The sequence below is a fragment of the Mesorhizobium sp. U510 genome (assembly GCF_059180695.1).
Genome location: NZ_CP180532.1, coordinates 4,685,678 through 4,700,387, shown reverse-complemented (window position 1 = coordinate 4,700,387; position 14,710 = coordinate 4,685,678). Strand labels below are relative to the sequence as shown.

Here is a 14,710-nt window from a genome sequence, read left to right as displayed (position 1 = left end):
TTCAGAAGTCTGGCCGCGTTCAGAAAATCAGGCTGTCGTGGTCTCGTCGACCGGTTTTGCCATGTCGACCAGCACCCATCCTGGCCGGTAGGGGTTGGGCCGGCGACCCGTTTCGCGATAACCGTAGGCGAGATAGAGCGCGATGTTCCGCTCCATTTTCGCATTGGTGTAGAGCCGTATCTCCGGCAGGCCCCACAAGCGCGTCTGTTGATCCGCGTGATTGAGCAGCTTTGTGCCAAAACCCTTGCGCTGGAAGGCGGGCGACACAGCGACGGAGAAGATCATCGCGTGATCCTCATGCCGCTCCAGTGTGAGCACTCCGGCAGGTTCGCCACCGCTCTCCAGCAGCCAGACCTCGCCGTTCGCGATGCGCGGCGCGTAGTCTTCGGTCACCGGGATCGGCGGCGCTTCGAGTATGGCGTTGTAAGGAGCGTAGGCGGCTTCCGTCAGCGCGACGATCGCAGCAAGATCTTCAGGGCGGGCAAGTCTCATGACTGATCCATTCCAGCAGCAGCGGCGATCACCTTCTCCATGCCTGTGGCAATCGCCGCGACTGCAGCGCGGCTGACATCGCCCAGGCCGTGGCGACCGGCGATCCAGTGCGGATCGTTGTAGGACAGCCAGGCATTGCCTTGTTCATCTTCCCAGCCCAGCGCCTTGACGGGCAGATCGATGCCGGCAAGCTGACTGTCCTGCATGAGAGGGGTGCCACCTCTGGGGTTGCCGAAGATCAGCAGTTCGGTTGGCCGCAACGCAGCGCCGACATCACGTGCGCCGGCGGCATGATCGATGCGCGCGAAGACGACCAGGCCGGCACGCTTGACCACCTCAGCAAGGCGGTCGATGGTTTCGGTCACGCCAAAGCGGCTCTGAACCGTGATGAGACCATCCCCAGCCATCACTCCGCCGCTTCGCGCTTGCCTCCGGGGCGCCGCTCCAACAGCTCCTTGAGGAACTGGCCGGTGTAGCTGCGCTTCTCGCGCACGATCGCTTCCGGTGTGCCCTGGGCAACCAGCTCGCCGCCGCCGTCGCCGCCTTCGGGGCCAAGGTCGAGCACCCAGTCTGCGGTTTTGATCACTTCGAGATTGTGCTCGATGACCACCACCGTGTTGCCCTGGTCGACCAGTTCGTGCAGCACCTCCAGGAGTTTGGCGACGTCGTGGAAATGCAGGCCGGTGGTCGGCTCGTCGAGGATGTAGAGCGTCTTGCCGGTCGCCTTGCGCGACAGTTCCTTGGCGAGTTTGATGCGCTGGGCTTCGCCGCCGGACAGCGTCGTCGCCTGCTGGCCGATATGGATGTAGCCGAGGCCGACCTGCTTCAGCGTGTCGAGCTTGTCGCGCACGCCCGGCACGGCGGCGAAGAAATCGACGCCTTCCTCGACGGTCATGTCGAGCACGTCGGCGATCGACTTGCCCTTGAACAGGACGTCGAGCGTCTCCCTGTTATAGCGCTTGCCGTGGCAGACGTCGCAGGTGACGTAGACATCGGGCAAAAAGTGCATCTCGATCTTGATGACGCCGTCGCCCTGGCAGGCCTCGCAGCGGCCACCCTTGACGTTGAACGAGAAGCGTCCCGGCTGGTAGCCGCGCGCCTTGGCCTCGGGCAGGCCGGCGAACCAGTCGCGGATCGGCGTGAAGGCGCCGGTATAGGTGGCGGGGTTCGAGCGCGGCGTGCGGCCGATCGGCGACTGGTCGATGTCAATGACCTTGTCGAGGAATTCCAGACCCTCGATGCGGTCATGCTCGGCCGGATGCTCGCGCGAGCCCATGATGCGGCGCGAGGCCGCCTTGAACAGCGTCTCGATCAGAAAGGTCGACTTGCCGCCGCCCGACACGCCGGTGACAGCGGTGAAGGTGCCGAGCGGGATCTCGGCGGTGACATTCTTCAGATTGTTGCCGCGCGCGCCGACGATTTTCAGGCGCCGGTTCTTTTTCGCCTCACGCCGGACCCCGGGGGTGGCCACTTCAAGCGCGCCCGACAGATATTTGCCGGTGATCGAATTGGGGTTGGCCATCACCTGCTGCGGCGTGCCCTGGGCGATGATCTCGCCGCCATGGATGCCAGCGGCCGGCCCCATGTCGACGACATAGTCGGCATGCAGGATGGCATCCTCGTCATGTTCGACGACGATGACGGTGTTGCCGATGTCGCGAAGGTGCTTGAGCGTATCGAGGAGGCGCGTGTTGTCGCGCTGATGCAGGCCGATCGACGGCTCGTCCAGCACGTAAAGCACGCCGGTCAGGCCCGAGCCGATCTGCGACGCCAGGCGGATGCGCTGGCTCTCGCCGCCCGACAGCGTGCCCGAATTGCGCGACAATGTCAGATAGTCGAGCCCGACATCGTTGAGAAAGCGCAGGCGCTCGCGGATTTCCTTCAGCACGCGCACCGCGATCTCGTTCTGCTTATCGTTGAGCTGCGCAGGCAGATCGGTGAACCATTTGTCGGCATTGCGGATCGACTGTTCCGTGACTTCGCCGATGTGCTTGCCGCCGATCTTCACCGCCAGCGCTTCCGGCTTCAGCCGATAGCCTTTGCAGACGGGGCAGGGCGTCGCCGACATGAAGCGCTCGATCTCCTCGCGCATCCAGGCGGATTCAGTTTCCTTCCAGCGCCGTTCGAGATTGGGGATAACGCCTTCGAAGGTCTTGGTCGTCTTGTAGGAGCGCAGGCCGTCATCATACTGGAAGGTGACTTCGCGCTCGCCGGTGCCGCGCAGGATCGCGTCCTGTGCCTCGGCGCTCAAATCCTTGAACTTGTCGCCGAGCTTGAAGTTGTAGGCCTTGCCCAAGGCTTCGAGCGTCTGCACGTAGTAGGGCGAGGTCGATTTCGCCCATGGGCTGACGGCGCCGTCGCGCAGCGACACGTTCTCGTCGGGCACGACGAGGTTGGGGTCGATGGCGCGCTGGCTGCCGAGACCGTCGCAGGTCGGGCAGGCGCCGAACGGGTTGTTGAACGAGAACAGCCGCGGCTCGATCTCGGGAATGGTGAAGCCGGACACCGGACAGGCGAATTTTTCCGAGAACAGGATGCGCTCATGCGTCTCGTTCTTCGACTTGTTGACCGAATCCTCGCCGGTCTGGCTGGAATCGAGCGGCCTGTCGGCGAATTCGGCCACCGCCAGCCCCTCGGCGAGCTTCAGCGCCGTCTCGATGGAATCGGCAAGACGCGTGGCCAGATCGCCACGCACGACTATGCGATCGACGACGACGTCGATGTCGTGCTTGTATTTCTTATCGAGCGCCGGAACATCCGCGATCTCATAGAAGACGCCGTCGACCTTGACACGCTGAAAACCCTTCTTCTGCAACTCCAGCAGTTCCTTGCGATACTCGCCCTTGCGGCCGCGCACGATCGGCGCCAGCAGGAACAGGCGCGTGCCTTCCTCCAGCGCCAGCACGCGGTCGACCATCTGGCTGACCGTCTGGCTCTCGATCGGCAGGCCGGTGGCCGGCGAATAAGGTACGCCGACACGCGCGAACAGCAGGCGCATATAGTCGTAGATCTCGGTGACGGTGCCGACCGTGGAACGCGGGTTCTTCGACGTGGTCTTCTGCTCGATGGAGATGGCAGGCGACAGGCCGTCGATCTGGTCGACGTCGGGCTTCTGCATCATTTCGAGGAATTGCCGGGCATAGGCCGACAGGCTCTCGACATAGCGACGCTGGCCTTCGGCGTAGATGGTGTCGAAGGCCAGCGACGACTTACCGGAGCCCGACAGGCCGGTCATGACGATCAGGCTGTCACGCGGCAGGTCGAGATCGACATTCTTCAGATTGTGTTCGCGCGCCCCGCGAATGGAAAGGAATTTATGGTCGGCCATCGCCGGTCGCCGCCTCAGATCTGGAATTCGTGGGATTGGCGGGATTTCCCGGCCATCCCCTATGTAGGTGTTTTTGCCGCCACGTCGAGAGACGCCACAATTCCCGACAGAAGTCGTTTAACCGCCTTTCACGCGAAGGGGCAAGCAGAAAGAACAAAGGCCGAACACGCTCCTGACAAAGCTGTGCAGAAACCTGACCTGTACGTAACCTCCCGGCGATCACAATTTTCCGTAACCGGCTATTGAAGGTTGACGTGGCCGGCTCAGGGGAGCAGTCTCCTGAGGTCAGCGAAGCCGGCCGTCTTTCGATGGCCTCGCCGCCCCAAGGCGGCCTGCGAGACGCCGCAGGTATTTGCGATTTGCGCTTCGCTACGACAATGTCGCAACGGACACAGGAGCGGAGCATGACGCCACCGGATAGTCCCCAAGGGCTCCACGCCTCGTTGGAGCCGCGGCAGGCATAAGTGCCAGGGTTTAGCGTTTGCGCCACCCGACAAACCGTGACTTGCCGTATTCCCCAAAAATCAGAGACTGCTAGTCGGATCGGCGGCTGACGCCGCGTAGCATCCGAAATCAAACGCCGGCAGTACACTCCCGGCAAAATATGGATTTGAGATCCAGAAAAGCCCCGTCCGTTTGCCTAAGGCACGGCGGGGCTGTTCGTTTGAGGAAATGGCTGAACTGGCCCAGCGGAGGGGCTGCTCACCTTGGGGGCTTAAACCCGCCCGTGGCCATATCGACCGTGATGGTGCCGGAAATCCTGACATCGGTATCGCCGATCTTGAACGTGCCGTTGCCGTCGCTGGGGAACGCATCGTCGGGTTCCGGCTGGGGAGCCGGCTTGGCGATGCGATAATCACCGTTCACGCCGGGCAGGGCGCCTTTCTGTGCCTGGGAGGTATTGTCCGCGGCAAAAGCCCCGCCGGACGTCGCGGCGGTGATCGCAATGGCTGTCATCAGTCTGTTCAGGCGGTAGCGCATGGCATGACTATAGTGCCGCGCTCATTGCGAAACCAGACCAGCGGCGGCGAAATGGATGCGACGCCGTCAGCCTTCGATATGGTGATCAGGCTTCAAGGTCTTCAAATTTCTATCTTAGTCTGACACAGGGCGTGCTGGCTGGCCTGGTTGCCAGTTGCTAAAATCCATGTAGCAGCGAATGGATATACCTTCGATTCGCACGTCGCCGCCACGCGCCAGACATCCATACCCTCCGGGAACATTAACTAGCAAGAAAAATGCCATGCATATTCCTGCTATAGCTAATATAGCGCGTAATGCTCGTTTGTTTGGATCGTTAGGCTTTGGCATTTATACCTCTGTTGATAATTCAACGGATTCAATAGCGCCGAATTCATTGATAGGTGATAAAAACTATTTTCTGCATTTAGTGCATCTGCATTTAATTGATGACCAAAACCAGCCTCATGCCGCCTTTTTGCGGGTGTCGAAGACATGGTCGACAATGCCCCATGCCTGGGCCTCGCGAGCGGTCATGAAATGGTCGCGGTCGAGCGTGCGTTCGACCTCCTCATAGCTGCGGCCGCAATGCTGCGCGTAGAGTTCGGCCATGCGCTGTTTGGTCTTGCCGATCCGCTCGGCATGGCGCTGGATGTCGGAAGCCTGGCCCTGGAAGCCACCCAACGGCTGATGCAGCAGAACGGTGGCGTTCGGCAGCGCGATGCGGCGCCCCGGCGTGCCCGCCATCAGCAGGAACGAGCCCATCGAGGCGGCGAACCCCATGCACACGGTCGATACCGGGCAACTGACGTACTGCATCGTGTCGTAGATGGCGAAACCGCTGGTCACCACGCCGCCCGGTGAGTTGATGTAGAGCGATATCTCCTTGTCGGGATTATCTGACTCCAATGACAAAAGCTGCGCGCAAACCAGCGCCGAGACATCGTCGTTGATCTCGCCATTGATGAAGATGATGCGCTCGCGCAGCAGCCGCGAGAAAATGTCGAAGGCGCGTTCACCGCGGCTCGATTGCTCGATCACCATCGGCACCAGACTGGCAAGACCACTCATTTTTCGTCTCCGATTTCCGTGTTCAGGCTGCGAGCAGCAGGGTGTTCGGTATGTTCGCGGCGACAGGCTTTGCGCGCCCTTGCAATCCAAGCGAGAGCCGGCAGCCGGCGCCGGCCATAGCGACGGCAGGCATCGCTTTCCCCGCAAAACCGTCATGGACGATGCGCAGATGCGTACCGCCGGAAACGGTGCGGGCGAGCGTGAAGGTGACGACACTGTCGAACGGATCCCCAGCGTCGCCCGGCTGCTCACGCCAGGAATAGCGCAGCAAGCGCTCCGGCTCGGCGTCGAGGATTTCGCATTCGATGGCAGTGTCCGGCCCGGCGAAGGCAAAACGACTGCCGGTCTCAGGCTTGATATCGTTCGGCATCATCCAGGCGGCGAGCAGTTCAGGCACGGTCAGCGCCCGCCATACTTTTTCCGGCGGTTCGGCAAGGTCGTATTCGAACTCGAGCACATCCGGGGTCGCTTCGCTCTGGTTTCCTGCGTTCATTGATCCCACGCTCGTCATTGATCCATGTCCTTCAAAACCGTCTTCAGCCTTTCGATGCGCTCCGGCCAGAAGGTTCGGTAGCGCTCGATCCAGGAGAGCAAGGGGGCAAGCCCCTGCGGATCGGCACGATAATAGGCGTTGCGGCCGGCCCGCCGCTCGATCACCAGGCCGGCGCTACGCAGCACCGCCAGATGCTGCGACACTGCCGGCTGCGACACCGTCAGGCCGCTGCGCAATTCCGACACGCTCATCTCAGCTGCGGCGAGGCGCTCGAAGACGGCGCGGCGCGTCGGGTCGGCCAAAGCGCGGAAAATTTCTGCTTCGATCATGACAAAAGCATAAGTCGATACTTATTGATTTGGCAAGCGCTGTTTTGAATCCCATATGATGGGCTCGGGCATTGTTGCCATTCCTTGACAATCAGCAGCAGTGCATATAGGAACGAAAAGGGAACAAAAACCTTGTGGGAAAAGCCAGCCTTAGCAGGCGGCTGACGTTCGTAGCCTGTAAGGTGCTGCGACAAAAATTTGTTTCTCGGATGAGCGCGGAGAAAAATCATGGCGGGTAGCGTCAATAAGGTCATTCTGGTCGGCAATCTCGGCGCGGACCCTGAAATCCGCCGCCTGAACTCGGGCGAGCCGGTCGTCAACATCCGTATCGCCACGTCGGAAAGCTGGCGCGACAAGAATTCTGGCGAGCGCAAGGAAAAGACCGAGTGGCACAATGTCGTCATCTTTAATGAGGGCATCGCCAAGGTGGCCGAGCAGTATCTGAAGAAGGGCATGAAGGTCTATGTCGAGGGCCAGCTGCAGACGCGCAAATGGCAGGACCAGACCGGCGCTGACAAGTACACGACGGAAGTCGTGCTGCAGAGATTCCGCGGCGAACTGCAGATGCTCGACGGGCGCCAGGGTGAGGGCGGCCAGGTCGGTGGTTATTCCGGCGGCAGCAGCCGCGGTTCCGATTTCGGCCAGTCCGGCCCGAACGAAAGCTTCAACCGTGGCGGCAGCGCACCCAGGGGCGGCGGTGGCGGCGGTTCGTCGCGCGAGCTGGACGACGAGATCCCCTTCTGATCGAAAGCAACCAAACTGCCGACGTTGTGTGATCGATACGCCCCGAGGGTCCCGCATGGACTTTCGGGGTTTTGCGTTGTTGATTTGGCCTGACAGCAGGCGCGGCCAAAGGGCTGAAAGGACAAAGCGGTGAAGGCACGGATAAAATGGGTCGAAGAGCGCACCTTCGTCGGCGAGTCCGGCAGCGGCCACAAGGTGGTGCTGGGAACGGCATCCGGCCCTGATGGCAAGACGCCAGGCCCGAGCCCGATGGAACTGGTGCTGATCGGCACTGGCGGCTGCTCGGCCTATGATGTCGTTCATATACTGGAAAAGGGTCGCGAGGCGGTCGAGGACTGCGTCGTCGAACTCGACGCCGACCGGGCCGAGACCGACCCAAAGGTGTTCACCCGCATCCACATGCATTTCATCGTCAAGGGCAGGGCGCTGTCGTCCGACAAGGTTCAGCGCGCGATCAATCTTTCGATCGAAAAATACTGCTCGGCCTCCGCCATGATGGCCAAGACGGCCACGATCACGCATGATTTTGAAGTGATTGATACGGCGGCGAAGTAGGGCAGGCGGCACTTACCTGGAATCACCTGCCTGAACTCATGAGGCTGTCGAAGCTGCACGAGTTCCCTGGTGGAACACCAGTCGCCAATTCCCGTCACAATGTTTCCAGATAGAACTGCGTAACGACGCGACTGCGCTTTCTGCTCTGGGTCGCAGGCGATAGGTGAGAAGCACGACCTCCGGAGCCAGTTGAACCGCTCTGATATCGGTCATCTCCAAATGATCGTCGGGCGCTGGCTGTTCCTTCGAATCCGTCAGCGCCGCCAGGATCGATCGTTTGTCATATTCGAAACCGGATTTGCCGAACTCGATCATGCTGTCGTCGAGAACGGCGTCAAGAAAACCCGGATCAGAGCGGGTTGGCGCCTTCAGCAATGCCAACTCCAGTTCGACAACCCTGGGATCGACAGCCATTCCCAACCTCACCCCGCCATCAGCGCCTTGATGCCGTCGGCCACGAACTGCACCGCCAGTGCGGCCAGGATGACGCCGAGCAGGCGGGTCAGGATCGAGCGGCCGGTCTGGCCGAGTATGCGGTCGATGCGTTCCGACAGCACGAACACCAGATAGGTGATGGCGAGGCAGACGAAGATGATGCCGACAAGTGCTGCCTGCGCGGCAAAGCCCTGAAACGAGCCGGAGAGCAGCACCGTCGCGGAAATCGCCCCGGGGCCGGCGATCAGCGGGATCGCCAGCGGGAAGGCGGCGATGTTGTGGATCATGTCCTTGGTGATGGCGACGTCGCCGATCTTCTCCTTGCGGTCCTGTCGCCGCTCGAAGACCATTTCGAAGGCAATGAAGAACAGCAGGAAACCGCCGGCGACCCGGAATGCCGGCAGCGTGATGCCGAACACCGACAGGATCGAGGCGCCGGCAACCGCGAACAGCGCCATCACCAGGAAGCCGATGACCGAGGCGCGGACCGAAACCTGCTGGCGCTCCTCGCGGTTCATGCCGCGCGTCACGGCGAGGAACAGCGGCGCTAGCCCCGGCGGATCGATGGTCACGAGAATGGTGACGAAGGCATTGAACAGGCTGTCGAAACTCGGCATCGCTGACCCTCCCACCGGGCCGAGCCCGCTTCGCATTGGTAGAGCAAAGCCCGGTCGGTGGGAACTGTCTTGACTGCGAAACTGCGGAGCTCAACAGGGTTAGCCGGCAGCGCTGCAATAGGCCTCCAAGCGATAGCCGTCCGGGTCGCCAAGGCAGACAGATTCCTCCGATGCCGGCCAATCGGCGATAACAACGGTGCGGCCGTTAGGCCCTGAAATTAAGTCGGGACGGCAACAGTCGTTGGCGCAACTATCCGCTGCGCCATGGCTCGTCCCTTTGTCTGGAATGGGGCTTCGATGAGGCGGCACGCGATCTCGGCGATGGCGGCGGTGAGGATGAGCCCCCCCGCCAGAATAACGACGGAATGCGCCGAGTTCCGGATGGCTTCCGCACTGCCGGCGTAGCGGGCGCAGCCCTCTTTGACCAGCCTGAAGGCTATGGAGTGGAAAAGGTAGATGGCGTAGGAGCGCTTACCGATCCAAAGCAGCAGACGTTGGTTTTCCGCGTTTCGGAACAGGTAGCCTCGATCATAAGAGGCGATCCAGACCAGAGAGCCAGCCAGCAGAGCTATCAACCCGACATAGAACGAAACGATCAGTCCGCCCGACAAGAAACAAATGGCGGTGATGGCGAGCGCCGCGAAGAGAAGACCGATGTGGCGGTGGCGAAAGATGGTGGGAGCCAGTCGCCAATAGTCGGCATGCTGCGAAAACAGCGCGATAAGGACGCCCCATGAGATGGCATCGGTCCGCGTGATCCAAAGCCATGAGGTGTTGGGTCGGTAAAGCGGAAACTGGATGACGATGAGGAGAGCACAGATCGCTGCAAGCCATTTACGCGAGAAGATGAACACCAGCGGAAGGGCGATATAGAACTGTTCTTCCAAGGACAGCGACCAAAAATGAAGGTTGATGCCGCATGTCTTCCAGCCGGCTGACAGGCATTGGAAAAAGTGCCAGTTCTGGACGTAGATCACAACAGCCACGGCGTCGTAGAAATTGTTCTGCGGGCTGCCGAAAAAGCCGAACCCGTTCCAGGTGGCGGCCAACACTATCGAGAGAGCCAAGGTCATCCAGGAAAGCGGGGCGAGACGAAAGAAACGCCGGATCCAAAACGACTTCAAGGCGATGAGGGGCGTTTCAGACCGGATATGGCGCAGTAGCGTGGCAGTGACCACAAATCCCGATATCGCGAAGAATATATCCACGCCAGCCCAAAAATTAGCTACCCTGAATACAGGCCACCAATACGCCGATTCCCAAGCCAGTATGAACGGAACGTGCGCAGTGATCACCATGAGGATGGAGATCGCGCGCAGAATTTCAATCTCGGCGTTCTTGGCCATTGGAGAAAAACCCCGCCTTGGGCGACCCTATATCGTCGCCCGTCGCCGATTCAATACGCGCGTCGTCTCAGCAGTTTCTTTTTCACAATTGGGCCGGCCAAGCCAGCTCGCCATTTCTGAAAAGTTCGACATGGAATCTGCCCGCGCGGGCCGGGCGGAAGGGATTTCTCATGCGTACAATCACGAAATGGCGTCGCGGATGCCGATCGAGAAATGATCGAACATGGTTTTCCCTATCGTTACAAGAGGTTGCTGGTTCAGGCTGTTGCAACGCGCCGCGCCAGGAACTCGACCTCCAGCCGCCATGTCGCGCCATTGTCGTGCGAGCGCTCGCCGAGCCAGCGGAAGGAATTTTCGGTGATCCGCGAAAAGCTCCAGCGCACCGAGGAACCGGTGCCGTCGGCGCCGACCTGCACAATCGCGTCGCCCTCGGCCCGGCTGAGCTGGCGGCTGAAATATTGATTGCGCGGATCGCTCCAGAAAATGTGCCAGGCGTCCGCGCCGGGATCATAGATCCGAAGCGTCGTGCCGTAGAACGTCCACTTGCCGAGGGACGGCTGGGAACCGATGTTCCGTGCGGGCAGGATCCAGACGTCCTGGATGGCGCGGCCCTCGAGCACCCAGCCGAAATGCACCTCGCCACGCCCGGTCAGCACGGTGCCATCCTCGAGGTGGCGCGAGGCGTCGAAAGTCCAGGCGCCGACGAAGCGGCCGTAAAGGTCCAGTTTTTCGGCAAGCCCGCCGATCGGACCGGGACTGTGCAGGGCTTCGGCAAAGGGGTCAAACATGACTGCGGTCTCTTTCTGTCAGGAGACCGCGAGGAGTAGGCGCTGACGGGGTTCTGGGCTTGGGAAAAATTGCTATATTTCGGCCATGACAGCGACGACCCGCACTCTCGCATCCGGACCCGGCTGGCATGTGGCGGATGTGATCTGCACGGCCGGCGCGGGCGACCGGCCGTTCGAGGAGGCCCATCGGGATTTCTGTATCGCGGCGGTCACCAGCGGCACGTTCCGCTACCGCGCGCAGCAGGGAACGGGCATGATGGCGCCCGGCGCGCTGCTGCTCGGCAATTCCGGCACCTGCTATGAATGCGGGCACGAACATGGCAGCGGCGACCGCTGTCTCTCGTTCCATTTCAAGCCTGTCTACATGGAACGGATCATCGCCGGTGTGCCGGGCGCGAGCACGCTTGCCTTCGAAGCGCCGCGCCTGCCGCCCTTGCCGGCCCTGGCGCCTTTGCTGGCCGAGGCGGAGGCCGCGCGCGAAATGGCCGACAAGGGTGCCTTCGAGGAACTTTCCCTGCGCATTGCCGCCGCGGCTGTGGCCACGGTTTCCGGCGCCACATCCACTAGGCGCGGACCTAGCCGCCGCGATCAGAAACGCGTGGCCGAAGCCGTGCGGCGGATAGAACTGGATGCCGACGGGCCGGTTTCGCTGTCGACACTGGCGGATGAGACGGCGACCAGTCCCTATCATTTCTTGCGCATTTTCCGGCAGGTCGCCGGCATGACGCCCTACCAGTTCCTGCTGAAGACCCGCCTGCACCGTGCGGCATTGCGGCTGCGCCTGTCCGCCGACGCGATCTCGGCGATCGCCTTCGACGCTGGCTTCAACGACCTGTCGACGTTCAACCGCCGGTTTCGACGGGTCATGGGTCAGACGCCGGGCGATTATCGCGCCAGCCGATCGGGCCGCATCGTCATACGCGCGCCTAAAGCGCGTCGAGACGCGCTTTAGGTTTTGTTTTTATGCATGTCGTTCTCCCAAAACCGAGGTCACTTTTGGGCGACATGCATTAGGCCGAGGCAGGCTCAGTCCGAGGTCGGGCCGCACCAGCCCGGCAGATAGTCCGCGTCCTTGCCCTTGGCCAGGCTGAGTGCCTCCTTCATCGCCTTGTCGAAGTTCTTCGCAACCGCGTTGCGATCGATGCGCCGACGAAGGAAATCCGCCCAGATGAATTCGCTGAACGGCGTCGTGTCCTTGGCAAAGCCGCCCATCCGGCGCAGTTCGCCTGCCATGCTCCGGTAAGGATCATCGATCAGTTCGCCGATTGTCTTGGGAATAGCCGAGTAATCGCGGCGCCGGCCGCTCTCGTCGAACGGGTGCATCCAGCCTCTGTTATCGAGCACGAAAAGAAATGTGTCCTTGTCGAGCGCGGACAGGTCGCTGATCACGGTCACAAGCACGTCCTTGACGCCTTCCTCGAGCAGGGCGCGAGCGAGGTGATGGTGATCGGTGACGTAGTTGCGATTCTTGGGACCCAACACGACCGGCACCATGTGTTTGCCGAGAAAAGCGCCGGTCTTCTTCTTGGCGTCCTGCTCCCGGATCATCTGGCGCTTCAACGCAACTTCCCGCATGCCGACCGTTATCTGCGTCGGCCTCAATTCCTCGACGGGAACCGGCGTGACAATGGGTTCTCGCGGGTCGATCATGACACTCCATCCTGTCCTTGCTGCTGCTGTTTTCCCGGACTAAGTGATTTGATCGCCGCGTCGACGCTGTGGAATATACGTTGCGGGCCCACCATTTCAGCAATGCCGAACCGCGCCAGCGCCGCCTGGGCGCGCAGCGATTCCAGCCGCGCTATGGCAAAGACCGCGCCCGCCTTGCGGCAATGAAGGATGGTGTCGATCAGGGCCTGCGCGGCGGTGTAGTCGATTTCGACGATGTTGCTGGCCTCCAGCACGACCAGTTTCACGGTTTCGTCCCTGGCATCGACAAGGTCGCAAACGCCGCGCTTGAAGCGATCGGCATTGACGAAGGACAGTGGCGCCTGGAAGGCCGCGACCAGCACTCCCGGGAGTTGTTCGCCAGCGCTGGGCTTGGCCGGAGGCCACCAGACGGACGTGCCCGGCACCTGTTCGAGCTCGATAGGCTCCGTGCGCGTCGCGCTCCATATGCCATGCAGCAGCGACAGGCCGATGCCCACCGCCACGCCGGTTGCGATCGGCAACACGACGATTGCCGCCATGGTGACCAGGATCAACACGAATTCGACCGGCGCTTGTCGATAGACGCCGGCGAACACCTTCCAGCGCAATATGTGCTGGGCAACGAACATCAGGACGCCGGCCAAGGCGGCCTGCGGAACATTGGCGAGCAGGGCGCCGCCAAAGGCACCGAGCGCCAGCACGATGGCCGCGGCTGTGAGGCCGGACAGTTGAGAGCGGCCACCCGACTGGGAGACGATGGCTGTACGCGGCGGGCTGGCATTGACGGCAAAGGCGCCGAACAGGCTCGACAAAATGCTGCCGGCGCCGACGCCGACGAAATCGCGGTTGACGTTGGGCGAGGCGTCCTGTTGCGAGGCGAAGGACCGCGAGGTGGCGGCCGTCTGCACCATGACGACAATGGCGATCAGCAGCGCCAGCGGAACGAGCGCTTGCACATCGCCGAGGCTCGTCACCGGCAAATAGGCGCCCGGCAGGCCGTTTGGCAGAGCGCCAAGCACCTCGACGCCGTGATTCCTGAGGCCGAAGACGACGACCGCAATCGTGGCAAGCACCATGCCGATCAGGGCGCCTGGGATGCGGGCGCTGATCCGTTCCGAACAGAACACGATCGCGAACACGCCGAGGCCGAGCCACAGGCTCCAGGGATTGGTGAGATGGAGATTGCCGGCAATCTCGCCGACACGCCGCAAGGTTTCTCCACTCTCGGCAGGCAGGCCGAGCAGTCCGGGCATCTGTGAGACGATGATATGGACTGCGATGCCGGCCAAAAAACCTGTCGTAACCGGCACCGACAGGAGATCGGCGATCCAGCCGAGGCGAAAGACGCCGCTCAAGGTTACGATCAGCCCGACCATCAACGCCAGCATGGCCGCCAGTGCCAGATAATGCGGCGAGCCGGATGTGGCGAGTAGCGCTAGGCTGCCGGCGAACAGCGGCGTGATGGTCGAATCCGCGCCAACCGAGAGGTGACGATTGGCGCCGAACAGGGCAAACGCCACCGAACCGGCGACAAAAGCGAAAAAACCGATCTCGGGGGCAAAGCCGCCGAGCCGGGCCGTTGCCATCTGCTCGGGAATGGCGATCGCCGCCAATGTCAGGCCGGCGATCAGATCACCATTGAGATCCCGGAGCTGCCAGCCGCTCAGCGCCTGCAAAGGCAGCCACCGGCGCCAACTCATGGCGCTTGCGGCTTTCGCGTGGGAAAGTTGGTCCATTGCCGGCTTTTGCCTTGTGGCGGCGAAAAGCGTTGTGGCCATATCGTCGCAATCAGTGGTATCCTTTTGAAATTACCACCAAAAATGACACTGGAAAAGTGCCGCGGACATTGGAGTTTCGGCCTTGCTTCCTATATAAGCGGTCAGTGATTCCTGATTAGATTGT

At 61.5% G+C, this 14,710-nt stretch carries 16 protein-coding genes; 3 read left to right on the top strand and 13 right to left on the bottom strand.

Annotation, left to right across the window (positions count from 1 at the left end):
- Positions 1 to 27: 27 nt before the first annotated feature.
- From ACLGL5_RS24590 to ACLGL5_RS24560, 7 genes are all read right to left on the bottom strand, one after another.
- Positions 28 to 492: a GNAT family N-acetyltransferase gene (locus ACLGL5_RS24590; RefSeq protein ID WP_038646954.1), complete on the bottom strand. Its 465-nt coding sequence runs from the start codon at positions 490 to 492 to the stop codon at positions 28 to 30.
- A complete protein-coding gene (locus ACLGL5_RS24585; RefSeq protein ID WP_019858302.1) occupies positions 489 to 899 on the bottom strand; it encodes a DUF302 domain-containing protein in 411 nt (136 codons plus the stop codon). Before ACLGL5_RS24585 ends, ACLGL5_RS24590 begins: the two co-directional genes overlap by 4 nt.
- Positions 899 to 3,820, bottom strand: a complete 2,922-nt coding sequence (gene uvrA / locus ACLGL5_RS24580) for an excinuclease ABC subunit UvrA (protein WP_064985644.1) — start codon at positions 3,818 to 3,820, stop codon at positions 899 to 901. Before uvrA ends, ACLGL5_RS24585 begins: the two co-directional genes overlap by 1 nt.
- A 702-nt stretch (positions 3,821 to 4,522) precedes the next feature.
- Complete coding sequence (locus ACLGL5_RS24575; RefSeq protein ID WP_245307152.1) at positions 4,523 to 4,777, bottom strand: hypothetical protein; 255 nt, start codon at positions 4,775 to 4,777, stop codon at positions 4,523 to 4,525.
- A 468-nt stretch (positions 4,778 to 5,245) separates the two neighbouring features.
- A complete protein-coding gene (locus ACLGL5_RS24570) occupies positions 5,246 to 5,851 on the bottom strand; it encodes an ATP-dependent Clp protease proteolytic subunit (protein ID WP_019858300.1) in 606 nt (201 codons plus the stop codon).
- A gap of 22 nt (positions 5,852 to 5,873) precedes the next feature.
- Positions 5,874 to 6,344, bottom strand: a complete 471-nt coding sequence (locus ACLGL5_RS24565) for an SRPBCC family protein (RefSeq protein WP_032920587.1) — start codon at positions 6,342 to 6,344, stop codon at positions 5,874 to 5,876.
- A gap of 14 nt (positions 6,345 to 6,358) precedes the next feature.
- Positions 6,359 to 6,673 carry an ArsR/SmtB family transcription factor gene (locus ACLGL5_RS24560; RefSeq protein ID WP_069092223.1) on the bottom strand — a complete coding sequence of 105 codons (315 nt, stop codon included), beginning with the start codon at positions 6,671 to 6,673 and terminating at the stop codon, positions 6,359 to 6,361.
- A gap of 228 nt (positions 6,674 to 6,901) precedes the next feature.
- Here ACLGL5_RS24560 and ACLGL5_RS24555 point away from each other — a divergent pair, with 228 nt between their 5' ends.
- Both ACLGL5_RS24555 and ACLGL5_RS24550 read left to right on the top strand, forming a co-directional pair.
- The gene (locus ACLGL5_RS24555) at positions 6,902 to 7,417 is read left to right on the top strand and encodes a single-stranded DNA-binding protein (protein WP_019858296.1); all 516 of its coding nucleotides are present in this window, start codon (positions 6,902 to 6,904) and stop codon (positions 7,415 to 7,417) included.
- A gap of 129 nt (positions 7,418 to 7,546) precedes the next feature.
- Positions 7,547 to 7,972 (top strand): OsmC family protein, encoded by a 426-nt coding sequence (locus tag ACLGL5_RS24550; protein ID WP_069092222.1) that lies wholly within the window; start codon positions 7,547 to 7,549, stop codon positions 7,970 to 7,972.
- 36 nt (positions 7,973 to 8,008) lie between these two features.
- On the opposite strand, the gene ACLGL5_RS24545 is transcribed toward ACLGL5_RS24550, so the two are convergent.
- The 4 genes from ACLGL5_RS24545 to ACLGL5_RS24530 form a co-directional block, all read right to left on the bottom strand.
- Positions 8,009 to 8,386, bottom strand: coding sequence for a nuclear transport factor 2 family protein (locus ACLGL5_RS24545; RefSeq protein WP_069092221.1), 378 nt, complete (start codon positions 8,384 to 8,386; stop codon positions 8,009 to 8,011).
- Between the two features lie 8 nt (positions 8,387 to 8,394).
- Complete coding sequence (locus ACLGL5_RS24540) at positions 8,395 to 9,024, bottom strand: MarC family protein (protein ID WP_010909625.1); 630 nt, start codon at positions 9,022 to 9,024, stop codon at positions 8,395 to 8,397.
- Positions 9,025 to 9,242: 218 nt separating this feature from the next.
- Positions 9,243 to 10,370 (bottom strand): acyltransferase family protein, encoded by a 1,128-nt coding sequence (locus ACLGL5_RS24535; RefSeq protein WP_081296200.1) that lies wholly within the window; start codon positions 10,368 to 10,370, stop codon positions 9,243 to 9,245.
- Between the two features lie 257 nt (positions 10,371 to 10,627).
- Positions 10,628 to 11,158: a hypothetical protein gene (locus ACLGL5_RS24530; RefSeq protein ID WP_069092220.1), complete on the bottom strand. Its 531-nt coding sequence runs from the start codon at positions 11,156 to 11,158 to the stop codon at positions 10,628 to 10,630.
- Between the two features lie 85 nt (positions 11,159 to 11,243).
- Between ACLGL5_RS24530 and ACLGL5_RS24525 the strand changes: the two genes are divergently transcribed.
- The gene (locus ACLGL5_RS24525; protein WP_064985633.1) at positions 11,244 to 12,110 is read left to right on the top strand and encodes a helix-turn-helix transcriptional regulator; all 867 of its coding nucleotides are present in this window, start codon (positions 11,244 to 11,246) and stop codon (positions 12,108 to 12,110) included.
- Positions 12,111 to 12,184: 74 nt separating this feature from the next.
- Here ACLGL5_RS24525 and ACLGL5_RS24520 read toward each other — a convergent pair whose 3' ends face one another.
- A complete protein-coding gene (locus tag ACLGL5_RS24520) occupies positions 12,185 to 12,808 on the bottom strand; it encodes a ParB-like protein (protein WP_010909621.1) in 624 nt (207 codons plus the stop codon).
- Positions 12,805 to 14,544, bottom strand: coding sequence for a SulP family inorganic anion transporter (locus ACLGL5_RS24515; RefSeq protein ID WP_245307151.1), 1,740 nt, complete (start codon positions 14,542 to 14,544; stop codon positions 12,805 to 12,807). The genes ACLGL5_RS24520 and ACLGL5_RS24515 overlap by 4 nt, the downstream gene beginning before the upstream one ends.
- Positions 14,545 to 14,710 lie beyond the last annotated feature (166 nt).